This is a genomic window from Paenibacillus sp. FSL R5-0912, from assembly GCF_000758605.1.
Lineage (GTDB): Bacteria > Bacillota > Bacilli > Paenibacillales > Paenibacillaceae > Paenibacillus_AQ.
This window is the reverse complement of sequence record NZ_CP009282.1, coordinates 426244-447033: the sequence shown is the minus strand read 5'-3', so window position 1 is coordinate 447033 and position 20790 is coordinate 426244. Positions and strand designations below refer to the sequence as shown.

At 51.9% G+C, this 20790-nt stretch carries 21 protein-coding genes; 3 read left to right on the top strand and 18 right to left on the bottom strand.

Annotated elements, in window-relative coordinates; translation table 11 throughout:
- The first annotated feature begins 329 nt into the window (after positions 1-329).
- Together R50912_RS35485 and R50912_RS01960 are read left to right on the top strand one after the other, a co-directional pair.
- Complete coding sequence (locus R50912_RS35485; RefSeq protein WP_171720322.1) at positions 330-473, top strand: hypothetical protein; 144 nt, start codon at positions 330-332, stop codon at positions 471-473.
- 229 nt (positions 474-702) lie between these two features.
- Positions 703-3027 carry a TPM domain-containing protein gene (locus R50912_RS01960; RefSeq protein WP_042231990.1) on the top strand — a complete coding sequence of 775 codons (2325 nt, stop codon included), beginning with the start codon at positions 703-705 and terminating at the stop codon, positions 3025-3027.
- A gap of 128 nt (positions 3028-3155) precedes the next feature.
- Here the strand turns inward: R50912_RS01960 and R50912_RS01955 are convergent, their stop codons facing one another.
- Complete coding sequence (locus R50912_RS01955; protein ID WP_042231985.1) at positions 3156-4037, bottom strand: LysR family transcriptional regulator; 882 nt, start codon at positions 4035-4037, stop codon at positions 3156-3158.
- 118 nt (positions 4038-4155) lie between these two features.
- Between R50912_RS01955 and R50912_RS01950 the strand changes: the two genes are divergently transcribed.
- A complete protein-coding gene (locus R50912_RS01950; protein WP_042231984.1) occupies positions 4156-4626 on the top strand; it encodes a rhodanese-like domain-containing protein in 471 nt (156 codons plus the stop codon).
- A gap of 98 nt (positions 4627-4724) precedes the next feature.
- Here R50912_RS01950 and R50912_RS01945 read toward each other — a convergent pair whose 3' ends face one another.
- From R50912_RS01945 to R50912_RS01865, 17 genes are all read right to left on the bottom strand, one after another.
- Positions 4725-5513 carry a formate/nitrite transporter family protein gene (locus R50912_RS01945; RefSeq protein ID WP_039299406.1) on the bottom strand — a complete coding sequence of 263 codons (789 nt, stop codon included), beginning with the start codon at positions 5511-5513 and terminating at the stop codon, positions 4725-4727.
- Between the two features lie 334 nt (positions 5514-5847).
- A complete protein-coding gene (locus R50912_RS01940) occupies positions 5848-6942 on the bottom strand; it encodes a toxic anion resistance protein (RefSeq protein WP_039299403.1) in 1095 nt (364 codons plus the stop codon).
- A gap of 13 nt (positions 6943-6955) precedes the next feature.
- Positions 6956-7678 carry a hypothetical protein gene (locus R50912_RS01935; RefSeq protein WP_042231978.1) on the bottom strand — a complete coding sequence of 241 codons (723 nt, stop codon included), beginning with the start codon at positions 7676-7678 and terminating at the stop codon, positions 6956-6958.
- Positions 7679-7714: 36 nt separating this feature from the next.
- Positions 7715-8770 carry an ATP-grasp domain-containing protein gene (locus R50912_RS01930; protein ID WP_042231976.1) on the bottom strand — a complete coding sequence of 352 codons (1056 nt, stop codon included), beginning with the start codon at positions 8768-8770 and terminating at the stop codon, positions 7715-7717.
- A complete protein-coding gene (locus tag R50912_RS01925) occupies positions 8767-9600 on the bottom strand; it encodes an HAD family hydrolase (RefSeq protein ID WP_042231975.1) in 834 nt (277 codons plus the stop codon). Before R50912_RS01925 ends, R50912_RS01930 begins: the two co-directional genes overlap by 4 nt.
- Positions 9597-10751 (bottom strand): cysteine protease StiP family protein, encoded by a 1155-nt coding sequence (locus tag R50912_RS01920; RefSeq protein WP_042231973.1) that lies wholly within the window; start codon positions 10749-10751, stop codon positions 9597-9599. The genes R50912_RS01925 and R50912_RS01920 overlap by 4 nt, the downstream gene beginning before the upstream one ends.
- On the bottom strand, positions 10748-12040 hold the full coding sequence (locus R50912_RS01915; protein WP_042241368.1) for a phosphoribosyltransferase family protein: 1293 nt from the start codon (positions 12038-12040) through the stop codon (positions 10748-10750). Before R50912_RS01915 ends, R50912_RS01920 begins: the two co-directional genes overlap by 4 nt.
- 76 nt (positions 12041-12116) lie before the next feature.
- On the bottom strand, positions 12117-13325 hold the full coding sequence (locus tag R50912_RS01910) for an HpcH/HpaI aldolase/citrate lyase family protein (protein WP_042231968.1): 1209 nt from the start codon (positions 13323-13325) through the stop codon (positions 12117-12119).
- A gap of 240 nt (positions 13326-13565) precedes the next feature.
- A complete protein-coding gene (locus tag R50912_RS01905; protein ID WP_042231967.1) occupies positions 13566-14309 on the bottom strand; it encodes a TerC family protein in 744 nt (247 codons plus the stop codon).
- A 27-nt stretch (positions 14310-14336) separates the two neighbouring features.
- A complete protein-coding gene (locus R50912_RS01900) occupies positions 14337-15659 on the bottom strand; it encodes a TerD family protein (RefSeq protein ID WP_042231965.1) in 1323 nt (440 codons plus the stop codon).
- Between the two features lie 93 nt (positions 15660-15752).
- Positions 15753-16334, bottom strand: coding sequence for a TerD family protein (locus R50912_RS01895; RefSeq protein WP_042132987.1), 582 nt, complete (start codon positions 16332-16334; stop codon positions 15753-15755).
- A 50-nt stretch (positions 16335-16384) separates the two neighbouring features.
- Positions 16385-16960 (bottom strand): TerD family protein, encoded by a 576-nt coding sequence (locus tag R50912_RS01890; protein ID WP_042231962.1) that lies wholly within the window; start codon positions 16958-16960, stop codon positions 16385-16387.
- A gap of 29 nt (positions 16961-16989) precedes the next feature.
- Positions 16990-17586 (bottom strand): TerD family protein, encoded by a 597-nt coding sequence (locus R50912_RS01885; RefSeq protein ID WP_042132983.1) that lies wholly within the window; start codon positions 17584-17586, stop codon positions 16990-16992.
- A gap of 123 nt (positions 17587-17709) precedes the next feature.
- A complete protein-coding gene (locus tag R50912_RS01880) occupies positions 17710-18156 on the bottom strand; it encodes a tellurite resistance TerB family protein (protein ID WP_039299380.1) in 447 nt (148 codons plus the stop codon).
- Positions 18157-18412: 256 nt separating this feature from the next.
- Positions 18413-19135, bottom strand: a complete 723-nt coding sequence (locus R50912_RS01875) for an amino acid ABC transporter ATP-binding protein (RefSeq protein ID WP_042241366.1) — start codon at positions 19133-19135, stop codon at positions 18413-18415.
- 15 nt (positions 19136-19150) lie between these two features.
- Entirely contained in the window at positions 19151-19798 is a 648-nt protein-coding gene (locus tag R50912_RS01870; RefSeq protein WP_039299378.1) for an amino acid ABC transporter permease, read from the bottom strand.
- A gap of 110 nt (positions 19799-19908) precedes the next feature.
- On the bottom strand, positions 19909-20724 hold the full coding sequence (locus tag R50912_RS01865) for a transporter substrate-binding domain-containing protein (protein WP_081956345.1): 816 nt from the start codon (positions 20722-20724) through the stop codon (positions 19909-19911).
- Between the last annotated feature and the right edge of the window lie 66 nt (positions 20725-20790).

Below are 20790 nucleotides of genomic sequence, written 5' to 3'. Positions count from 1 at the left end.
CATAAAAATCGGCTAAACGCATTTATATGAAGCTGTATTCGACAAAAAATGGTAAGGTTCCTGCTAGTTATGCTTCAGTTCTGATAAAATGTGCAAATTCTGCAGAAACGTTGATTTATTGTCGAAGAAGCTCGCGGAAGCGGCTTTGTCGCCCCTTTTAAGGACGGTATTGTTTCAACGGGAATTTTAAAATAAGAAACTTTATATTTGTATTGCTTTTTGGGAGCAAAATGTGGATAATAACAATAACGGTTGATAATGATTATCATTATTGAATATCTATTATTCGTTACTTTACTATATCTGAGTTAAAAGGAGACTGAACACCCATGAACGCAGCCACCACCCGGACCGCATTACAGGTTGACGATTACCTGGATCTGCTCAATCTTGCTGTAAAAGTCGGAGATATGAAATGGCAGAAAGAGATCAAGTCCAGATTGCAGTATATCCTCTGTCTGCAAACCCGATAGATTATTCCGCGCACACAACAGCTAAGCCTCCTGCCATTGGCAAGGACACAGTTGCTGTTAGTTATAGAAGAATGTATATAGCCGCATTTCCGTTACGGGAATGCGGCTTTTTTTGCGGTACACGGGGGCTAATTCCGGGACGGCTGCATCTGAGGTCTCCGGAATGTTTAATGATATAATGATTAGCATAATATAACGAACAACAGCCCATAGATCGGAGTGTGCAGAATTGAGAAAAATTTTCGCCTTGGTCTTACTATTATCCTTGCTCCGGATCCCCGGCGTCTATGCTGCGGATATTCCTGTACAGCAGGGAGTTGTTACTGATGAAGCCGGCTTACTTACTGCGCAGGAAGCAGAAGCTATCACCCGGATGGCCGCAACGGACCGCTATACTCTCTATATCCTGACTATAGACTCATTAGACGGCGCGGACCCAGCCAGTTATGCAGATAAGGTATACGATACCTGGAAGCTGAAGACCCGGGATATCCTGCTTCTGATCGCTTACGGAGACCAGCAAACGGAGATTAACTTCGATAATCCGCAGCTGCAGAACTCACTCAATGCCTGGTCACAGAACCTCGGCGGCGCTTCAGGCAGCGCGGCAATCACTAAGCTGCTGGAGACTTACTTCAATCCTTATGCCAGAGACGGCGATTTCGCCGGAGGAATCAGCGCTGTTATTAAGGAGCTTCAGGCTGTGGACAGCGGGCCGGGCAGTGCTGCCGGAGGAACTGCTGGAGGTGGTACAGGTGGTACTGCGGGTGGCGGATCAGGCGGCAGCGGCGGGACAGCCGGAAGCAGCGGATCGGGCACGGCCGAAACCGCCAGGGGCGGACTATCCTTCATATCACTCGCCGCTATTGTAGCCGGGGCCGCATTACTGGTGTTCCTGCTGTACGTGCTGATTACAGGAATGCGCCGCCGCAGCGGGCTTGCCAGGCAGCAGGAACTATTATCTGACCTGCTGGTACGGGCGAATCGCGCCCTCGAATCCCTTCAGCCCTTCCAGGGAATCGTGCAGGGCAAGACCGGAGAACTGGTCGAGGGCATATCGAAGCGCCTGACCTCGCAGCTGGTCGAGATCTCAGCGCTGCAGCAGACAAGCGGGCAAGGCGCCCTGCCGCCCTTCTACCGCCTGTCCGCCCTCAAAGCTGCAACAGAACAGCTTCAGCAGACGGAAAGTAATTTCCGCACCTCGCTTGAAGAGGAAGAGAAGAATATTGCTGTCATCAGCGATGCCGACCGGAACGTCAAGCAGCAGATCACTGAATTGAAGCAGGATGCGCCAGAGCTTGACGGACAATTGCAGCAAGCGGCCCAAGCGACCGGCTATCCGCTGCAGGAAATCGCCGAGGACCTGGAGGCGCTGGCCGCACAAACCGCCAAAGCTGACCAGCTGGAGCTGTTTGACCCGATTGCCGCACAGGATATTACTGAAGAGGCGCAGGAGCGCCAGGAGCAAATTGAGCGGGACCTGCAGGATGTAGATGCTTTTGACGATAAGCTGAAGGCATTCCCCGGGGTTCTGGCCGCTGCCCGCAGCCGCATTTCCGGGCTGATTGAGCAGAACTCCCTGCACAATATGAAGGTTAAGCCCTATGACAGCCTGGAGCAGGCTTCGGCTGCCGCCGGGTCCCTGGAGGCGCCGCTGCGCAGCGGCGACATGGATGAGGTGCGGCGGATCGGCGCCGCGCTGGACGCGCTGCTGGCTGAAGCCGTCGCCATGACGGAGCGCCAGGCCATGATCCGGCAGAGCAACCGCGCAGATCTGGAGACGGTGCGCAGCAAATGGGGCAGCTTGACCCAGCGGCGCAATGAGCTGCAGGGCAAGCTCACTGAGGCGAGGAACCAGTTCGCCCGCCAGCATCTGGACAGTCTGGAGAAGATGCTTGAGGAGACTGGTGCCGCCCTGCGGCAAGGCGCAGGCGAAGTGCCGCAGATTGAGACCTGGACCAGCGATGCACGCGGTGATTATGAGAATGCGCGCAGCGGGCTTGACCGGCTGCTAACGCTGCAGGACGAGACTGAAGGCAAATTCAGCAGTATCGACAGCAGTCTGAGCTCTCTGTACGAACGTCTGGACAGCCTGAGAAGGCTGTTCACGGAAGGACAGAGCCGGGTCGATGCGGCACAGAGTCTGCTGCATAGCAGAGGTATTGCTGCACAGAGCCGCTTCCAGCTGTCCCTGCTGCCGGAGTATGCCGAGCTGGAGCAGCGCCTGTCTGCCCGTCCATACAATCTGGATGAACTGGAGAGTACAGGTCATTCTTACGCATCGCAGATTTCCATCTTCGTGGAAGAAGCGAACCGGCTTGTCCGCCAGAAGGAAGAGGCAGAGCGGGCGGCCCGCCTGGCAATGATGCGGGAACAGCAGCGCAGAGAACAGGCCCGCAAGCGGATGTCCTCCGGGCCGCCATCCTCGGGCGGATTCGGCGGCGGACGTTCCTCCGGCGGCTCCTCCTGGGGCGGCGGAGGCCGGTCGTCGGGCGGCTCTTCCTGGGGCGGCGGCAAGTCCGGCAGGAATTCTTCCGGCGGCTCCAAGTGGTAGACGGCGGATTGCCGGAAGCGGTATAGACATATTTAAGACGGCTTCAGCCAGGGTTTGGCTGAAGCCGTCTTTTTCTGAAGAACCTGTATATGTCTCGGGGGTGGCTGATGCTTAGAATGTAAGATGTGTTATACAGGCTGCTGCAGCTGCATATGGGCAATGAACTCCATGAACACAGGGGATAGCCGCTGCTCCTTGCGGTAGATAAGCTGAATATAGAACGGATCCAGCTGCCCGGCCAGGGGAATTCCGGTTAATGCGCCAGTGCGCAGCTCCTCTTCCACCGCATACCGCGGCAGAAAGGCCGTCCCCCAGCTGTGCTTCACCGCCTGCTTGATCCCCTCGAGATTCCCAAACTCCATATCTACACGCGCAGTTATACCGGATTCCCTGAGCACATTCAGCAGCTGCTTCCGGTAAGTGCAGGTACTCTCTGTCAGCACCAGCGGTTCCCCCTCCAGACGCTCCGGGGTAACCGCCCTTTCCGCTGCCATGGGATGCTCCGGATGGGTGATCACATACAGCTGCTCCTCCCGCAGCGGCAGAGTAACCAGTTCCCCCGACGCATACGGAACATCGAAGATCAGACCGAAATGGGCCGTTTTATCTTTGACTGCGGCGATGATATCTTCTTCAGAGCCGGGCTGTACCCGCAGCTGCATTCCGGGATGCTGCTCCCGGTACCGGTGCAGCCGGTGAGGCAGATAATAAGCGGCTAGCGTCTCAATAGCTCCAATATTCAGCACTCCCTGATCACCGCCGGAGATTACCCCTTTAGCTTCCGCACTCAGCGCCAGCATTTGCCGGGCATACGGGAGCAGATTGCTGCCGGCGAAGGTTGGAATCATCCCCCTGCCCGAACGCTCCAGCAGAATGGCTCCGTACAGCTCCTCCAGCTTGGCAATCTGCGCCGTCACACTCGATTGTGCGTAACCCAGCACTTCTGCCGCCCGGGTATAACTTCCGTGGTCCGCCACTGTACAAAAGGTCCGCAAATAGGTTAATTCCATACACAGTTCTCCTGAATTATCAATATTTTCGATATTTAGTATCACAGACTATAGATAACTCCAATTATAGTTCTCTTATATAATAAAACCAACCCATTTAACCAAGGAGGACTCTGCAATGAAACTACAGGCGAAATCTCAAGTACTGGCTGCTCCGGCAGCAGCCTCCGCAGATGCGGTACACTATTTCACGGCCAAAGCAGCATTCGAGACCGATGTGGCCGATGTGGCTTACGATCTGCGTGAAGGGATCACCGGCTTTCAGCTGGTCGATGTCCGCGATGCCCGTTCATATGAAGAGGCCCACCTGCCGGGAGCCCTCTCCCTGCCCTCCGGGCGGATAAAACATACTTCTCCTGAGCTGCCCAAAGAAGATGTTCTAATTCTGTATTGCTGGGGCCCCGCCTGCAATGGAGCCAGTAAAGCTGCAGCCAGACTGGCTGCCCAGGGCTACCTCGTCAAGGAGATGCTCGGCGGTATCGAGTATTGGCGCAAGGAGGGGGGCAGACTGGAGGGCACCCTGCAAGAGGAAGCTCCGCTGTACTATAGCATGCTCCACTCCACTTCTCAGAGTGAGTCCTCCGGCTGATCATTAATTTAAGCCATCCCTGCTCCATGCCGGAGCAATAACAAACCAGCCCCGCCTTCATCAGAAGAACGGGGCTGGTTTGAATTAATATAGCCGTTTTAATGAGACTCCTCATCCAGGAACGGCTTATTCACATAGTAATACATCACGCCCATCAGCACACCGCCGCCAATGAGATTGCCCAGAGTGACCGGTACGAGATTATGCACAACGCCCCCCCATGATATGGTGCCGGGGTGATCCAGAACAAGGGCAATCGCGAAGGTACACATGTTGGCAATGCTGTGCTCATACCCGGAGATGAAGAAACAGAACACGAATAGAACCATGGCGAACATTTTGGCCCCGTCGCTCTTCATCGACATAGGGACGAAGAAGGCCAGACAGACGAGCCAGTTACAGAGAATAGCCCGGAAGAACAGCTGCAGCGCCGGGGCTTCCATCTTGTGAGCCACCACATTCAGCAGAAACCCGTTCACAGAGGAATCATAGAATAATCCGGTCAAAAAAATCAGCAGGGCGAACGCCGTAGCCCCAAGGATATTACCGATGTAGCTCACTACCCACATCCGCACTACCTCAGTCCATGCCATCTTGCGTCTCAAGGCCGCGTAGGTGTAATAGAAGGTATCTCCGGTAAATAAATCTCCCCCACCGTAGGAAATGAGGATGATGGCTGCGCCGAACGTAATCGCAGCCATCGGATAGGTCATCGGCGATTGTTCCATATAGAAGAAGTTGCCTGTCTTAAACGCTACGATAACGCCGAATCCGATAAACATGCTGGCGAGCATGGCTCTGGCAATATACCGCAATATGCTTTGCCGGAAGATCTTCTGTTTCTTCAGTGCCAGCTTCTCAACCTGCAGCAGTGCCTCGTTCTCCATTTGACCTCCGTATTAGCTTCGTATTTTCAGTGATTGTAGAGGCTGCTGTACAGCCTCCGGGTTATTATACCCAATAAACCGCTGGAAATTGCTTGAACCACAGAGCGTCAATATTTATGGAGCCGCACACCACATCCGAGCCTGCTTTACAGGCCTCCATCATTCGGGTCATTCAGCCTGGCAATTGCCTCCGCTTTCTCACTGCTGGCTACGACGATAAGCACAACTATCAAGCATCCCAGAATCATCCGCTTATCCCCTCTTTCTCCACAGGTCGCCTTAGTGACAACTTATGTGGGAGAGAGGGGCATTATGAATGCCACGGATCAAATCATCAGTTCAAAAAGCTGCTCAGCCCATTCTCCGCCTGCTTCAATGCCTGCGGCTGCGAGCCCTCATTAAGCCCAAGCCGGTTGTTCAGCTGGGTGTTGATGGTCGTCATTTTGGATGTATAATCCTGGCAGCTCTCGATAATCCGCCGGTTGGACTGCTCCGAGGTATCCAGGGCACTGAGCAGATCGCCTATCGCCTGATTCACAGCTTCGAGTGACATGGACGGCTTGGAGAGCAGTTCTGTTGTCTTCTCGGTAGTTGTACGCAGCAACCGTGCATTCTCCTTGAACTGATCCTCGATCGTCTTATTGGTGGCTTCCACAGCGTTAATGACATTCTCCTGATCAGCCAGGGACATGGCAATCATCGCCGACACGGTGATCAGATTAGAAGTCTTATCAATCGCATTGTTTACGGAATCAATCAGCTTATCATTGTTGTCATTGATGATATCCGTTGCCGCAATTGCCTGATTGTAGAGCAGAATCATTTCGGTCATGGACTGAATCCGTACCATTACCTTGCGCAGTCCCCGTTCCAGATACGCCTTGCGGAATTCGTTCTCCGGCTTGGCGATTTCTACCTCGAACAGCTCCTTCAGCTTGTTGCCGAAGGCAATTTTGGTCTGCAGGTTATAGATCTCCTCCATCGAGGTGCGCTTCAGCTGGCGCATGTTGACGATGCTCTCTTCCAGCGTATCGCGGCCGTCGCGCAGACCGGTAATGATGGCATCAATATTGGTGCGGACAGACTGATATTTGTAGACATAATTTTTGAGCGGACTCTTGCGCAGCATTTTGCCGAAAAAGCTGACATTCTTGCTCTGCTGCAGCGTCTCGCACTCATTGCGCAGCTTCATAATCATATTCGGCACTTCCACCCGCTTGCCGCTCATCAGGTCATTGACCGGACGATCCAGCAGCTTCAGGGTTTGTCCTGCCTTCTCCTGCGTTTTCACGCCAAGCTTGCCGATATCATCCATCAGGGAATCCAGGGCTACAGTATCGGTCTTGGACACCTTCTCAATTAACTGGGAAGCTTCCTCCACTACCTTCTGTTCATCTTCTTTTCTCAGCTCGATCAACTGCGTGGACATGGTTTTCCTCCTCCTATGGTTCGGAACTGCTGTAACGCTGATGAATCAGTTCCGCCTTGGTCTGAAGTTCCATCAGGTCTTTATGTTCGATTGTAGACGCAATATCGGATATTTTGGTATCGACATCACGCAGACCGTTCAACAGCATTCTCCGGTTTCTCGTCTTGGCTTCGCCGCCCAGCCTCAGGAACGGATTGATCACACCATTGAGATCCTTCAGCACCAGTCTGCGGACGGTGTGGTTGATCTCCCCGTTGCCGAGTTCCTGCAGCAGAGGAATCACACGCTGCAGTCTGGCGAACAGCGCCAGTGACTTCTCAACGATCTCATTGTCCAGCGTATCCTTCTGCCCTTCAGATATAATCATATCCTCCAGAATGCTAAGATACTCCACTACCGGAGCGAATTCCGCTCCGATGGCAATCTCCCCTCGGGTCTCAGCCCCCGCTTTGACCGCAGGAGCCTGTCCCGGCGCCGGGAGTTGGCCTGCGGCTGCGGCGCTGCCAGAGGACTGAAGCGCCCCGGCTGAAGGCCCAGGTGCCGCTGCCGGCTCTTGCCCGGCGGGAATAACCTCCACCGGGAGATTCACTCTTGTGCGCCTGAAGCCCGGCACCGCAAGGGCGGCCCCGGCAACCGGAAGCAGCAGCGAGATCAGCTCGGGCAGGAACCCGCCGGTCAATACAGCCACAACATAGCCGGCTCCGGCGTATACCAGTACTTTGAATTTAGCTTGCATTCCTTCTCACCTCTTATGAGCGTGAATGCTCCACACTCAATTCACGGAATCCGTAACCACGGATTCTCCGTTTATTTTCATGATCAGCGGCTGTTCAACATGGCTTGCCAAGACATTGTGCGCGAATTCCACAGGCTGAACTTCGCCGCCCAGAGCGCTTTTGACCGCCAGATAAGGGAAGTTAATCCCGGACAGACATGAGATATGCAGGCCCCCGGACATCCGCGGATTAATCTCAAGCAGCTTGGGTACATCGCCGCTGTATTTCATCTGGACATTGAAATTATAAGGAATCCGGTAGGTTTCAGCCACCCTGCGGGCAACCTCTTCCAGCTCCGGAATATGCTCCATCAGCCGTAGCCGTCCGCCCGCCTTACGGCGCGGGACAGCGGCAAGCAGATTCCCATGCGCATCTGCCAGACAATCAATACTATATTCATATCCCTCTAGCAGCTCCATAACCATCAGATTAGGAAAACTCTCCGCTCCGGAAAGAATACGATAAGCATCCTGGAATGAAATCAACGGTGTTACATGTCCAAACAGCTCTTCAAGCGGGCTGCGGTTATTATCTATAATCCGGAATCCGAGACCACCCTCTGTTTCGGTCGGTTTGAAGCAGACCTTATGTCCCTTGGATACGAGTTCTTCGTAGGCTTCCTTGAACTGCTCTGCATTACTTACGACATGGTAATCTGGAATCGTCATAATTCCGTTAGACTTCACACTCTCGTAGAACTTGCCTTTATCCATAATCATTTCCAGCAGGTCCTGATCGCGGCAGACCAGCACCTTCGTCCCGATGGCCTCGAACAAGGACACATGCTGGGAGATATCCAGCATATGCAGCCGCGGAATGAAAATATCAATCTCATTGCGGCGGCAGAAATCAACGCAGAACTGCACATATTCGATTCCCGTAAGCTCAGGCTCGGCCCCCGCAACATCAGCGCCCTGCAGCGACATATGGCGGATATCCGGGTGGGTGGCGAATATTTGAACCGGGATGCCGTCTTCATTGTTCCGGATGAGGTTCATGTAATGAAAAGCCACGGAAAACCAGCGATTGAAATATATATTTACCTTTTTCATTGTGGCCCAACTCCCAATGCTGTAAAATTATTATAAATCGTTTGAACATACTGCATAATCTCATCCCCGGCAAATACACCCGATTGCTTCGTGAAAGGATACTCTAAGTTTACTAGACCCGCCTGCTGCTCGGCAAATATTTCTCCGTGACAGGGGGCAATGGCATAGTCCGCAGCCGCCAGCAGGCTCTTGTCCAGCAGGGAATCGCCTGAAGCGACCATCGGCTCCGACCGGACGGTACGGCGGACATGAAGGATCGCGTCACTTTTGTTCACAGCCTCCGGCACAATGTAGAGCTTGCGCCCCTGCAGCGATACCTTCCAGCCCAGTCCATCCAGCCGCTCAGCCATGCGGGTAATCTCATCCAGCGGCAGAGAATCACGATGCACTACGAAGGTATAGAACAGCTCGTCGCAATACCGCTCGCTGGTAATCCATTCTGCCCGCACTACAGAGCGGACAATCCTTCCGGCTTCCTCAGCCGGAGCAGAACCGCGTTCCACCAGCCGCCCGACAGCCGCCCGCCATTCCAGGTCCACCACACCGTTCACGAGAATATTGCCTCCATTACTGGTAACGGCATAATCCGGAATAACGGTCTCCTGGAACAGGTTGATCCGCCGGTACTGTGCGATGGTACGCGTAGTCACCGGCATGAAGACGATCTTCGCCGCAAGCTCTTTCAGCATATCCAGAGCCTGCTGCGAAATATACGAGACCGTTCTGCCGTCAATCACTTCGGCCGGCACCAGACCGGGGGCATCCCCGGGAACTCCTATGGCATTCAAAGAGTAGATCAGTGTACGGTCCAGATCACTGGCGTAGATCATTCACTCTCCCCTTTCAGCGGCTTAATGATCCCGCAGCAGGAATACGTGAGTCCGGGGAATACCTCTACAGGTACACCGCGGTCTTCAGCCAACAGCAGAATATGCCGAAGGTTGGGATTGTCCAGCCGATCAACGAGGATTCTCCAGGGTACCCTGCGCAGCAGCACACGGGTAGTCTCGCCAACCCCCGGCTTCACCAGATTGATATTATCAATGCCGAAGGTCTCCTGAATACTGCGGATATCAGCCAGCCCCTGCCAGGTAATCTCCGGAGGATCCTCCTGCATCTCTTCAGCAAGCTTCAGCCCCTCCGCAGCCACCTCCCGGAAATAAGGAGTCACAGCTTCCACGAATACATTAGACAGATCACTATCCAGCCATTCCTTGTAGAATTTTGCCCCGTGGAACTCCTCCGGTCCGATCAGATCGTCGCGGAGCACCGTACGGCTCATCAATCCGGATACCGTAGAGTTCAGGCAAGCGCTTGGGATCAGATAATCTTCCCTTGTGCCGAAGGTTCCCGAACAATATCCGGGATCGGCGAGCACCGCCAGATCATCATTCAGGGTAATCCCATATTTCTTGTACATACCCTCGCAAGCCTCAATGAGTACCTGGCGGATAGCCCCTTTACCAGTCCAGCCATCGATGAACTGCAGCTCCGCATCAGTTCCATGCTGCTGCAGCATATATAGCACAGCATTCTCATCGATACCTTTGCCCCGTATAATCGAAATACTGTAATGCGGCAGATCGGCTTCATACCGCTCCAGAATATACCGTTTGATCAGCACGCCTATCGGGGTACCTGCTCTAGCCAGTGAGACCAGCACCGTATTCGCCGTTCCCCGCTGAGCCACAATCATCTCAGATACAACAGCTACAGCAAGCGCCACCTTCTTCGCCGTATGCTGCAGCGTCTCATGGAACAATTCGATATACTGCTCTGTCGGCTGATATTCTACAGGAAGCATCTCTGAATAATGTACACCGGACTGGATCGCTTCCTCCCGCTCGGCTGTTCCCCGCTCCAGGGATACATTGCTGAGGTCCTTAAGCAGAAAGGTAACATCGGAAGCAGGGTAGCTGCCCAGCGGAACCGGAGGGGATATTCTTCTGTTCATAATCTCTTCAATTTCTAATCCCTTCATATCCGTGAGCCTCCAGTTTCTGGTTCAGAAGCCAGTATAATAAGATGCACCTTATTACCGGCCAGCCTCTGCAAAATATCCGTCATTGGTTCAATCCGCTCCCGGGGCACCTCACGCTCAAGCAGTACGAAGATGTCGTCGTACTGGCCGGGATCAACATTATAGATGAAATTCGTAATCTCCGTGTCACCTGCGGACGGATACGCGGCTGCGCTGTGCACGCCATAGTCTGCACGCCGCTGCGGATGGATTGGACTGCGGGTGGAGGATTGATAAGACACGCCTTCCCCCATCTCCGCCGCGATCCGCATCGGCAGATACATGAACTCGCCTACGCCCATCACCAAAGTGCGGGTGCCTTCCCGCAAGTCCCGGAGCTTCCCGGCTACCCGGCTGACGCCTTCATCAATCCGCCGGTTATCTGCAGAATCCAGACCAAAACGGCCGCTGTATTTCAAATAGGGGGAGAGATTCACAACACCTTGCGCATCCGCAGAGGACACCTGCAGCCGCTCTAACCCGTCCTGTATATACGTGGTCACTAGCTCTGCAACTGCTGCGGATGGTTCTCCGCTTCCGGCTTGCGGCTTCAGCAGAGGGGTTCCAGTCACCTCAATGCTGCCTTGCAGCAAAGATAAGGCGGTGATTCTAATCCCCAGCTCCTGCTCCAGATCACGGTAAGCCTGAATATTCGCGTTGCTCCGCCAATCCAGAAGCGAAGCCACTACATACTCCCGGCGCGGGAATTTGGACTGGATATCACGAATGGTATTGATCGCCGTATTGCCGGTCGTAATCTCATCATCCACCAGCACAATCGGCTCTGTTCCCGATAATAGCTTAGGATTCAAGGCATAACAGAGATGATCTACCGCATGGGAATGCTCCTCTTCGAAGGTGACTACCGATTCCAATTCAAGAATATTCTCACGGGTCGTATGAATATATGAGGCTCCGCCGGCAAACATGTTGTACATGCTGTGGCCCAGGGCGGTAGCGGTTTCGGCAAAGCCGATAAATAGGGCAGGTTGAGGTAGAACCAGACGTGCAGCAAGCAGATCATGATAGGCCTTTTCCGCAAATTCAGGATAAATCAGTCCATGAACCGCCTCGCTCATCAGCTTGTCCATGATCTCCCGTTCAGCGCTATCCGCACTCATCTCTAAGTACAGGAGGAGAGCAAGTGCCGCTCCGCTAAGCAGAGGGGTATAGGGACCTACAGGAATATGTTTGCCAAGCACTTTGCTGACGAATAGAAAAGAGCGTTTCTTGTTGATGCGCGCGGCCATGGAGAATAAGGATTCTACGGGCATATGAAAGGGGTTGGAGGTTTCCGTCACCGTAACCTGCAGATTCTCGACGATATTAAACGTGTGTATATTCGTTCTCGGGTAGTAATCCGACAAAATGCTGTTGTTCATGTAACACCCCGTATATTTGAGATCGTAGTAAAATACGTCTAGCCCAGTTCAAATGCGGCTTAATTTCATTCATCTTGTTGTAATATTCGCTCTTGAACACTCCGCGGCTGCCATCGTTGCTGTCCACAATACTTAAGGCGTCCACATATTCTTCATGCATTACTGTATACATCGCCTGCACGGGTCTGAGATGGGAAGGATGAATGATCGTTTTGCCCACAATCCCGTTTTCCTTGTCCAAAATCACTTCACGGATCAGCCCGTCCATCGAGCTGGAGATGAAATTGTTGCGCATCTCGCGGCCATGTTTGCCGTAAGTGTCTTCAAAGGGCGTCTCACGAAGCTGCGGACGAAGTACCCGGTGCCCTTTATTGGAAAAGTATTCCCATACGGGGCCTGAGATGACATAGCCTTCTTCCACCCGGCCGAATACATTGATAATATCTGACATGCAGTCGCGGATTGGCGTCAGATCATAGATACTGATATCCGGGCTGCGCCTCAGTCCGAACAGGCTGGAGAAATCCGTTGCTCCGATTCTGACATTAAGCACATATTCACGGTATTGCCCGAGCAGATCCCGGATCGCCAGCAGGCTGTCCATCCGGCTCTCCCGGTAGATAATCGGAGCATTCTCCAGTATCGGCATCCCGTACAGCACCGGGGCTGAATAGATGCGCGTGTTATTGTAATCGGCAATAGCCTCAAAATACTCCACACCGTTCAGGGTGGAGAACTTAGGAAATACAAAGCCGGTCAGCATTGAAATTAAAGAGCCCAGCCGGAAAATCAGATCCCGCAGCTGCTCCGGATGGCGTACGCGGATGAACAACAGCGGAAGACTGCTGCGCAGCTCCGGCTCATTCTCGGCATATGCCGACAGGAAGGCCAAATGTCTTACGACTGATTCCTCTGCATAGTCAACTTCTCCGTCACCGATGGCATCCTCCAAATCTATAATAACCGTAACAAGCCCCGAGGCTCTCAGCTTAATAATATCTTCGGCAACGCTGGAACGGGTAGCAGGCATATAAAGAGCAGCTCCGACGGCATAAGCCAGTAAATCCTTGCTGGTAGTATGATCAAATGAAACCGGCGGAACATGAAATAATGAAGTTTCCTGTTCTTGCGTAAGGTAATCGAAATATCTCAAGGCCCTTCCCCCTTAATGTTGTGCCAAGCACAAAACGAATAGCCTCTCCTTATAGATAGAGAGCAGCAGAACCGGCTATGCCGTCCTCTCGGGGACGGCATCCGGCTTTCTCAAAATACAAGCAAAGGCCATGCTATAACATATAACGATTACCCGGAAGCGCGCCGGAGTCCACCCTTCCCGTGAACTCCCCGCCTTCCTGTAAAGCTATGAAGAGATGAACATATACGTCAGGTAAAATCAGGCTTTACGATTTTCTTCTCTTTTACGTTTAGAGGAGCTATACAGGATTGTGCCCACAAACACTGCAATCAGAATGGTGAAGAAGATCACATGCGGCATTTCATAACCGAACGCACCGGCAAGCATCTTACCGGCAATAAGTGCAATGAGCAGGAAGGCTGACTGTTCCAGTTCAGGAAATCTGGCAATCAGCTTAAGGAATACCTGGGCCACTCCGCGCATCATCAGCACGCCGAGGATCCCGCCCAGGAAGAGCACCCAGACTTGATTACTAAGACCGAATGCAGCAACTACACTGTCAATACTGAAGGCAATATCCATTAATTCAACCAGGAGCACCGTCCTCCAGAAAGAGGTGCCTTTGTTCTTCGTCTCCCCTTCTTCTCCGCCACCCTTAAACAGACCTTTATAAGCAATGTAGAAGAGGTACAGAGCACCCAGAGCCTTAACCTCCCAGAATCCAATCAGGAAGGTACCCAGACCAATCGCCAAGAATCGGAATAAATAAGCGCCGAGTATCCCGTAAAATAGTGCCTTACGCTGCTGCTCTTTCGGTAAATGCTTAACCATTACCGCCAGCACGAGCGCATTATCTGCGGAGAGCAGGCCCTCCAGCAGAACCAGACTCCCGATAATCCCCCAGCTGACAGGATCGGAGAGCGTCGCTACAACATCACTCCAGGAGAAGAAATGCCCATAATTCTCACTGATACTCCTAAAAAAATCACTGAACCAGTCCATTCCACTTGCGCCTCCGGTAAAATAAGATTATTTACTGCCCGCTACCCAGCGAAGCCCCCAGCCATAAGCCTCATCCATCTCCTTATGACCGCTGAAATATTGCACGAGGCGTTCAATACTAAAGGTCTCGTTGCCTACATTCCGGATCAGCGCGATGGCGCACATGCCCTTACGGTTGTTATGCTCGTCCAGATTAACGACAATATCTGGTCCTCCATCCTGCTTCAGGGTAACCACCCCATCCGCCTCAGACCAGTTGGTAACTCCCTTGTAAATAAAAGAAAAAACTAAAATTCTTTCGATTTGTGCAACCTTACTCCCGTTTATACGCAGATTCTCGCCGGATGTTACGGAGCCGGTCCGGTCATCCCCATCCAGCATGATGTAAGGCGGCTGCTGCAGGTTGCCGAACGCATTGCCCAGTGCCTGCACAACTCCCTTGCTGCCGTTCTTGAGTTCATACAGGCAAGCAAGATCCAGGTCCACGCCGCCCTTGTTACGGCTGAACAGTCCACCACCCTGCTTCTGATTCCAGTTCAGGTTGATTACGAGCTCCCCGAGACCGGAGGCTGATTTCTTCAGGTTGATGGAATCGCCCTTCTTCTTCAGCTCAATCTTCTTCAGATTGAGGTTCAGCGGCGGAGCAGGAGCTTCCGTCTGCTTTGGCGCAGGCGGAGGAGGAATTACTATAGCAGGTCTGGCTTGCTCTACCCGCGGCGGCGGCACCGGAAGCTTCGTGCGCTCCGGCGGTGCCTCCGTCTTCACCGGCTGCGGTGCAGCCGCCGGAGCAGGCTCATCCTCCACTTCTATTCCATAGTTGCCGCACAGGGCTTTGAGTCCGCCGGAGAAGCCTGCAACGATCGCACTGAATTTCCATTCTTCGCCGTATCTATATAATTCTCCTACCACAACAGCTGTTTCCACAGAGAAATGATTTCCCAGGTTACACCGCAGAATTTCCGCCCCTGTCGCCTGATCCAGGATCCGGCACTGGGCCTCGCTCATCTGTCCGAACATTTGCTTGCGGTTCTCGCCATCATACAGAGTAAGGGTAAAGGCAATCTTCGCGATACCTGCAGGAATCTTGTCCAATCCCACCTCGAACTGCTTAAGTCCTCCTGAAGCTGCACCCGGCACATCCTTATATCTGATATAAGGTGTTGACGGATTATTATAAAAGATCAGATCATCGTCACTATTTACTTTGCCTTGCGCCCCGAGCAGGAATGCAGAGGCGTCAATATCCATTGAAGATGGAGCTTTCCATCCGATCTCTACAATGATATTGCGGGTACCCGGGTTTCCTTTGGTCAGGTCTGCTTTCTGCCCTTTAACTACTTCAGTACTCATTCTTACGCCACCTTTATAAATGGATAAGAGTGCAACTTATACACTTTTGTCTATAAAAAGGGCAGGATCGATGATGATCCCGCCTTTGAAGCTTTATTGTGCATCCAGTCCATAATTCTTGCATAGAGCGCTGAGCCCGCCGGCAAACCCGCTGCCGATCGCCTGGAACTTCCAATCCGCCCCATGGCGGTAGAATTCACAGAAGACAACAGCTGTCTCGGTGGAGAAATCCTCACCCAGGTCAAACCGCAGAATCTCGCGGTCGCTGGAAGCATCTACAACACGAACAAATGCGTTCGATACCTGTCCGAAGTTCTGCACCCGGGTCTCATAATCATAGATCGTCACTGTAATCCCAATGCGCTGAATATTCGCGGGCACCAGGCTGAAATCTACAAGAATCTGCTCATCGTCCCCGTCGCCTTCACCTGTACGGTTATCGCCTGTATGGGTTACAGAGCCTGTCCCGCCGCTTGGGTTGTTATAGAATACAAAGTCGTCTTCGCCTTTGGCTTTGCCGTCCTCATGCAGCAGAAATGCTGAAGCATCCAGGTCAAAATCCTTGCCGCCGCTATACTTGTTTGTATCCCAGCCAAGTCCTACAACTACCTTCGTCAGGCCCGGATTGGTCTTGGTAAGATCAATCCGCTGTCCTTTGGAAAGACTGATCGTCACTGGCAAAAACCTTCTTTCCTCAAAGATTTAATTCCGAAGTCACCCGGGTCTTATTGCAGACCGTAATCACGGGTCAGTCCGGAGAGGCCGTCTTTGTAGCCGCTGCCGATGGCATTGAACTTCCACTCTGCGCCATTGCGGTACAATTCGCCGACTACAACGCCGGTTTCAACGGAGAAATCTTCACCCAGGTCAAAGCGGATCAGCTCTTCGCTGTTCGCATCATTGACGATACGCACATAGGAACGGGAGACTTGTCCGAAGTTCTGGCTTCTGGATTCTGCTTCATAGATGGTAATGGTGAAAGCAATTTTATCAACATCCGCAGGAACATTGAGCAAATCAACTTGAATCTGCTCATCGTCTCCGTCGCCTTCACCTGTGCGGTTGTCGCCGGTGTGAACAACGGAAGCGTTCTCGTTCTGCTTGTTGTTGAAGAAGATAAAGTTCGTTTCTTTATCCACTTTGCCGTTAGCATTCGTCAGGAATACAGACACGTCAAGGTCGAAGTCCTTCCCGCCATCGTATTTATTCGTATCCCATCCGAGGCCGACTGTAATTTTGGACAAGCCCGGATTAGTTTTGGTCAAATCGATTTTTTGTCCCTTGGATAAGTTAATAGCCATGAATAGAACCCTCTTTTCTCAAATTGGAATTAGATATAACGTTCAGCCAGTTGATTAATATGTGCTGCGTGCGCGCCTTCACCGATGGCTGCGAATTTCCACTCTTCGCCATGGCGGTATAGCTCGCCGCAGATCAGTGCCGTGAAGCCTGTGTAATTGTCCGTCAGATTAAACTTGATCAGTTCACCGTTCCCGGCCGCGTTGATAATCCGGATATACGCCGATTTGATCATCCCGAAATCCTGTTTGCGGTTCACCGCATCGTAGATGTTGACCACAACCAGAACCTTATGGACATCGGCAGGAATCGACTTCAGATTCACCATGATCTGCTCGTCGTCCCCGTCTCCTTCACCCGTCAGGTTATCTCCCGAGTGAACTACAGAGTTGTTCGTATTCTGTTTGTTGTGAAAGCAGACGAGGTTCAGCTTATTGGTCAGCTTGCCATTCTCATTCAGCAGCAGAGCGGAAGCATCGCAGTCCACATTCGCCTGTTTCTTGACACCAAAGAAGCCTCTTGCCGGTTCGGCAGGGTCCCAGCCCAATCCTACGATAACGTTAGACAGTCCGGCATTCCCTTTAGTTAAATCGATCTTCTGACCTTTTACCAGATTGATTCCAGCCAACTTTACGTACCTCCGTTTCCAGTAGTAATCACTGCCTGTAAGTCCTTCTTGCGGGTGTTATATCAGTGATACGATGGAGTAACGCCTAAGTTTCATCCAATTGCGGATGCCCTCCGGCCTGTATTACAGGCTGAATTCGCTTGGGCTCAGTCCGAGCACACTGCAGATATTCCGGACAACCGCTTTCTCATGCTCATCGAAGTCGCCGTCAGCCGCACCGATTGCGGAGCATACACCCACAATAACACGTCCAATCTCCGGTTTGCCGCTGAATTTCGCGATCGACTTGAGCGCTTCCTGCTTGCCGATTTCCGGCGAGAACTCGAAGTTGCTCACATAGAAATTGAACTGGTTGATGACATCTCTCATGTCAAATACCTTCAGTTCATTGCTGAGGTTCATATATCCGGCCATTTTGTTCTTCTCGGATTCCTCAATCTTGCCGTCAGCCGCAGCAACCAGTGCGCAGCCTGCCACTACCGCGTTCATAAAGTCTTTATTTTTAAACTTCTTAACCTGTTCTGTCAGTCCGCTTTTTGTCGTATTCAGCCAATTTTTAAATGTGCTCATCGTATTCTCCTTCTATCATTCTGAATTATGACCAGTAGAACGGGCTGTGCCGTACTATAAGCACCATATCCGCTTCTGCCGGAAATATAAGGATAAATTATTATGCGTAGCCCATAAATCCTTATACTTTAAAAAAAGATATCCCCGAGCCTCCTCCCCGCCATTCCGGGCAGATATTCAACCGATGGTCCCATTGCCTAATTCTTACTCTTCTAATATAACCGATTAAATAACAATATTCTACTTTGACAGATTCTCACAGTACCTTGGACAGGAATTCCTTGGTGCGCTCATGTGACGGATTTCCGAACAACTGCTCGGGCACTCCCTGCTCCACTACAATTCCCTGCTCCATAAAGAGGACACGGTCTCCTACTTCACGGGCAAAGCCCATTTCATGCGTTACCACGACCATAGTCATTCCTTCGCGGGCCAAATCCTTCATTACGGCCAGCACCTCACCGACCATTTCGGGGTCCAGTGCAGAGGTCGGTTCATCAAAAAGCATAATCTTCGGCTCCATCGCCAAAGCGCGCGCAATCGCTACACGCTGGGCTTGACCGCCTGAAAGTGAAGAAGGATACATCTCCGCCTTCTCGCTCAGTCCCACCTTCTGCAGGAGCTCCAGTGCTTTCTGCCGGGCTTTATCTGCAGGCCATTTACGGACCTGCATCGGGGCCAGCATAATGTTCTCGATTACTTTTTTGTGCGGGAACAGATTGAACTGCTGAAACACCATGCCCACTTCTGTACGGATATCGTTAATCCTTGTGCTTTTGGCCATCAAGGAAGTGCCTTCAATCATAATATCGCCCTCCTGGGGCTGCTCCAGCAGATTCAGGCAGCGCAGAAAAGTCGATTTGCCCGAACCCGAAGGTCCGATCACCACCACTACCTCCTGGCTGTGGATATCGACGCTAATGTCAGTCAGCACCTTATGGGTGCCGAAGGATTTATGCAGATGTTTGACTGAGATTATAGGCTCCATATGGGGTTACACCTTCCGTTCGATATAATTAAGCAGCTTGCTGAGGGAGTAGGTTAGAATGAAATAGATCAGTGCAGCGGTCAGATAAGGCTCCCAGATCCGCAGATATTGGCCTTTCATGGTGTTGCTCCAGTACATAATCTCCGGTGCGGCAATCAGCGCCAGCAGCGAGGAATCCTTGACGAGGACGATGAATTCATTCCCGAACGCCGGAACCATCCGTTTGATGGCCTGAGGCAGAATAATGAAGCGCATCGCCTGGAGTTTGGTCATCCCGAGTGACAGGGCGGCTTCCCGTTGTCCGGGGTCAATTGACTGGATGCCGGCACGGAAAATTTCAGCGGAATACGCCGCGGAATTGAGCGAGAGCGCCACAAATGCGCTCATCAGCGCATAGGTTTTACCATAGAACAACGGAATGAGTCCGAAATGGACGATCAGAATCTGGACGTACAACGGTGTTCCGCGGAAGATGTTGATATACGCATGAAACGGCCAGCGGAAATACCATCTGGGCGCCATTTTGCCGAACCCGATAACCAGTCCCAGAATGGACCCGCACAGGATCGAAACCAGCGATACGCCTATGGTAAATAAAGTTCCCTTAAGTAAAACCGGTAAATAATGAACGATGATGTCAAATCTGAAATCCATAGAACTCTTCCCTTCTCTTCTGCTTATAGCTTTCTCTATGTTTCTCTTGTGTTTCAAAAAAAGAAGCATGCGCAATAGCAATCATTACGCATGCTTAATTGTTACTCCCCTTACTCTGCGTTCAAAAGTGCCTTAGTATCCGGCTCTTCGCCGAACCATTCTTTGTAGATTTCCGCATATTTGCCGTTCTCGATGATTGTCTTGATCGCCGGGTCCAGCTTAGCTTTCCATTCGCTGCCCTTAGGATACAGGATGCCGTAATATTCGGAACCGAAGTTCTCCTTGTCGATGATACCGGTCAGCTTCTCCTTCGGATTATTCTTGATGTATTCGTTCACGATGGCGATATCCGCAACCACTGCATCCGCTCCGCCGCCGTTCAGCTCCATCAGGGCTACCGCATTGCTGTCAAAGCGCTTCAGGTTGCCGTTGTCGATGCCCATGATGCCGCTCATCAGATCATCCGCAGTTGTTGCTGCCTGAACGGCAACTTTCTTATCCTTCAAATCAAGGGCAGACTTGATATCGCTGCCTTCCTTGACCATGATCATGTTCGTAGATTCGAAATAAGGAATGGAGTAGTCATAGGTTTCCTTGCGCTCATCTGTAATGGATACCGAAGATAGGCCCGCCTGATATTCAGTGCCTTGCTGAACACTGGTCAGCATCGTATCCCAGCCTGTGTTGGTCACGGTGTAGTCAATACCCGCTTCCTCCATAACTGCCTTAATGAAATCAATGTCAAAGCCCTTGATAGTGTCTGTATCCATATACTCCATAGGTGCATAACTGGCATCGCTGGCGAACTTGATGCTCTCTCCGGCCGCTTTACCGCTGCCTGCGTTATTATCCGAACCACAGCCAACCATTGCCAGGACCAGGAATGCCACCATACCTGACATTGCCCATTTTTTACTGATTCCCATGCTCCAATCCCCCTACTTATTTATAAAATAACTTAAAGAGATTTTATCAGATTAAAGCGATGATGA

Bases quoted from the DNA above. Each gene is read 5' to 3' on its own strand.
- R50912_RS35485 (WP_171720322.1), top strand. From the start codon at position 330: ATGAACGCAGCCACCACCCGGACCGCATTACAGGTTGACGATTACCTG.
- R50912_RS01955 (WP_042231985.1), bottom strand. From the start codon at position 4,037: ATGGAATTAACCTATTTGCGGACCTTTTGTACAGTGGCGGACCACGGA.
- R50912_RS01950 (WP_042231984.1), top strand. From the start codon at position 4,156: ATGAAACTACAGGCGAAATCTCAAGTACTGGCTGCTCCGGCAGCAGCC.
- R50912_RS01945 (WP_039299406.1), bottom strand. From the start codon at position 5,513: ATGGAGAACGAGGCACTGCTGCAGGTTGAGAAGCTGGCACTGAAGAAA.
- R50912_RS01940 (WP_039299403.1), bottom strand. From the start codon at position 6,942: ATGTCCACGCAGTTGATCGAGCTGAGAAAAGAAGATGAACAGAAGGTA.
- R50912_RS01935 (WP_042231978.1), bottom strand. From the start codon at position 7,678: ATGCAAGCTAAATTCAAAGTACTGGTATACGCCGGAGCCGGCTATGTT.
- R50912_RS01930 (WP_042231976.1), bottom strand. From the start codon at position 8,770: ATGAAAAAGGTAAATATATATTTCAATCGCTGGTTTTCCGTGGCTTTT.
- R50912_RS01925 (WP_042231975.1), bottom strand. From the start codon at position 9,600: ATGATCTACGCCAGTGATCTGGACCGTACACTGATCTACTCTTTGAAT.
- R50912_RS01920 (WP_042231973.1), bottom strand. From the start codon at position 10,751: ATGAAGGGATTAGAAATTGAAGAGATTATGAACAGAAGAATATCCCCT.
- R50912_RS01915 (WP_042241368.1), bottom strand. From the start codon at position 12,040: ATGGCCGCGCGCATCAACAAGAAACGCTCTTTTCTATTCGTCAGCAAA.
- R50912_RS01905 (WP_042231967.1), bottom strand. From the start codon at position 14,309: ATGGACTGGTTCAGTGATTTTTTTAGGAGTATCAGTGAGAATTATGGG.
- R50912_RS01900 (WP_042231965.1), bottom strand. From the start codon at position 15,659: ATGAGTACTGAAGTAGTTAAAGGGCAGAAAGCAGACCTGACCAAAGGA.
- R50912_RS01890 (WP_042231962.1), bottom strand. From the start codon at position 16,960: ATGGCTATTAACTTATCCAAGGGACAAAAAATCGATTTGACCAAAACT.
- R50912_RS01880 (WP_039299380.1), bottom strand. From the start codon at position 18,156: ATGAGCACATTTAAAAATTGGCTGAATACGACAAAAAGCGGACTGACA.
- R50912_RS01870 (WP_039299378.1), bottom strand. From the start codon at position 19,798: ATGGATTTCAGATTTGACATCATCGTTCATTATTTACCGGTTTTACTT.
- R50912_RS01865 (WP_081956345.1), bottom strand. From the start codon at position 20,724: ATGGGAATCAGTAAAAAATGGGCAATGTCAGGTATGGTGGCATTCCTG.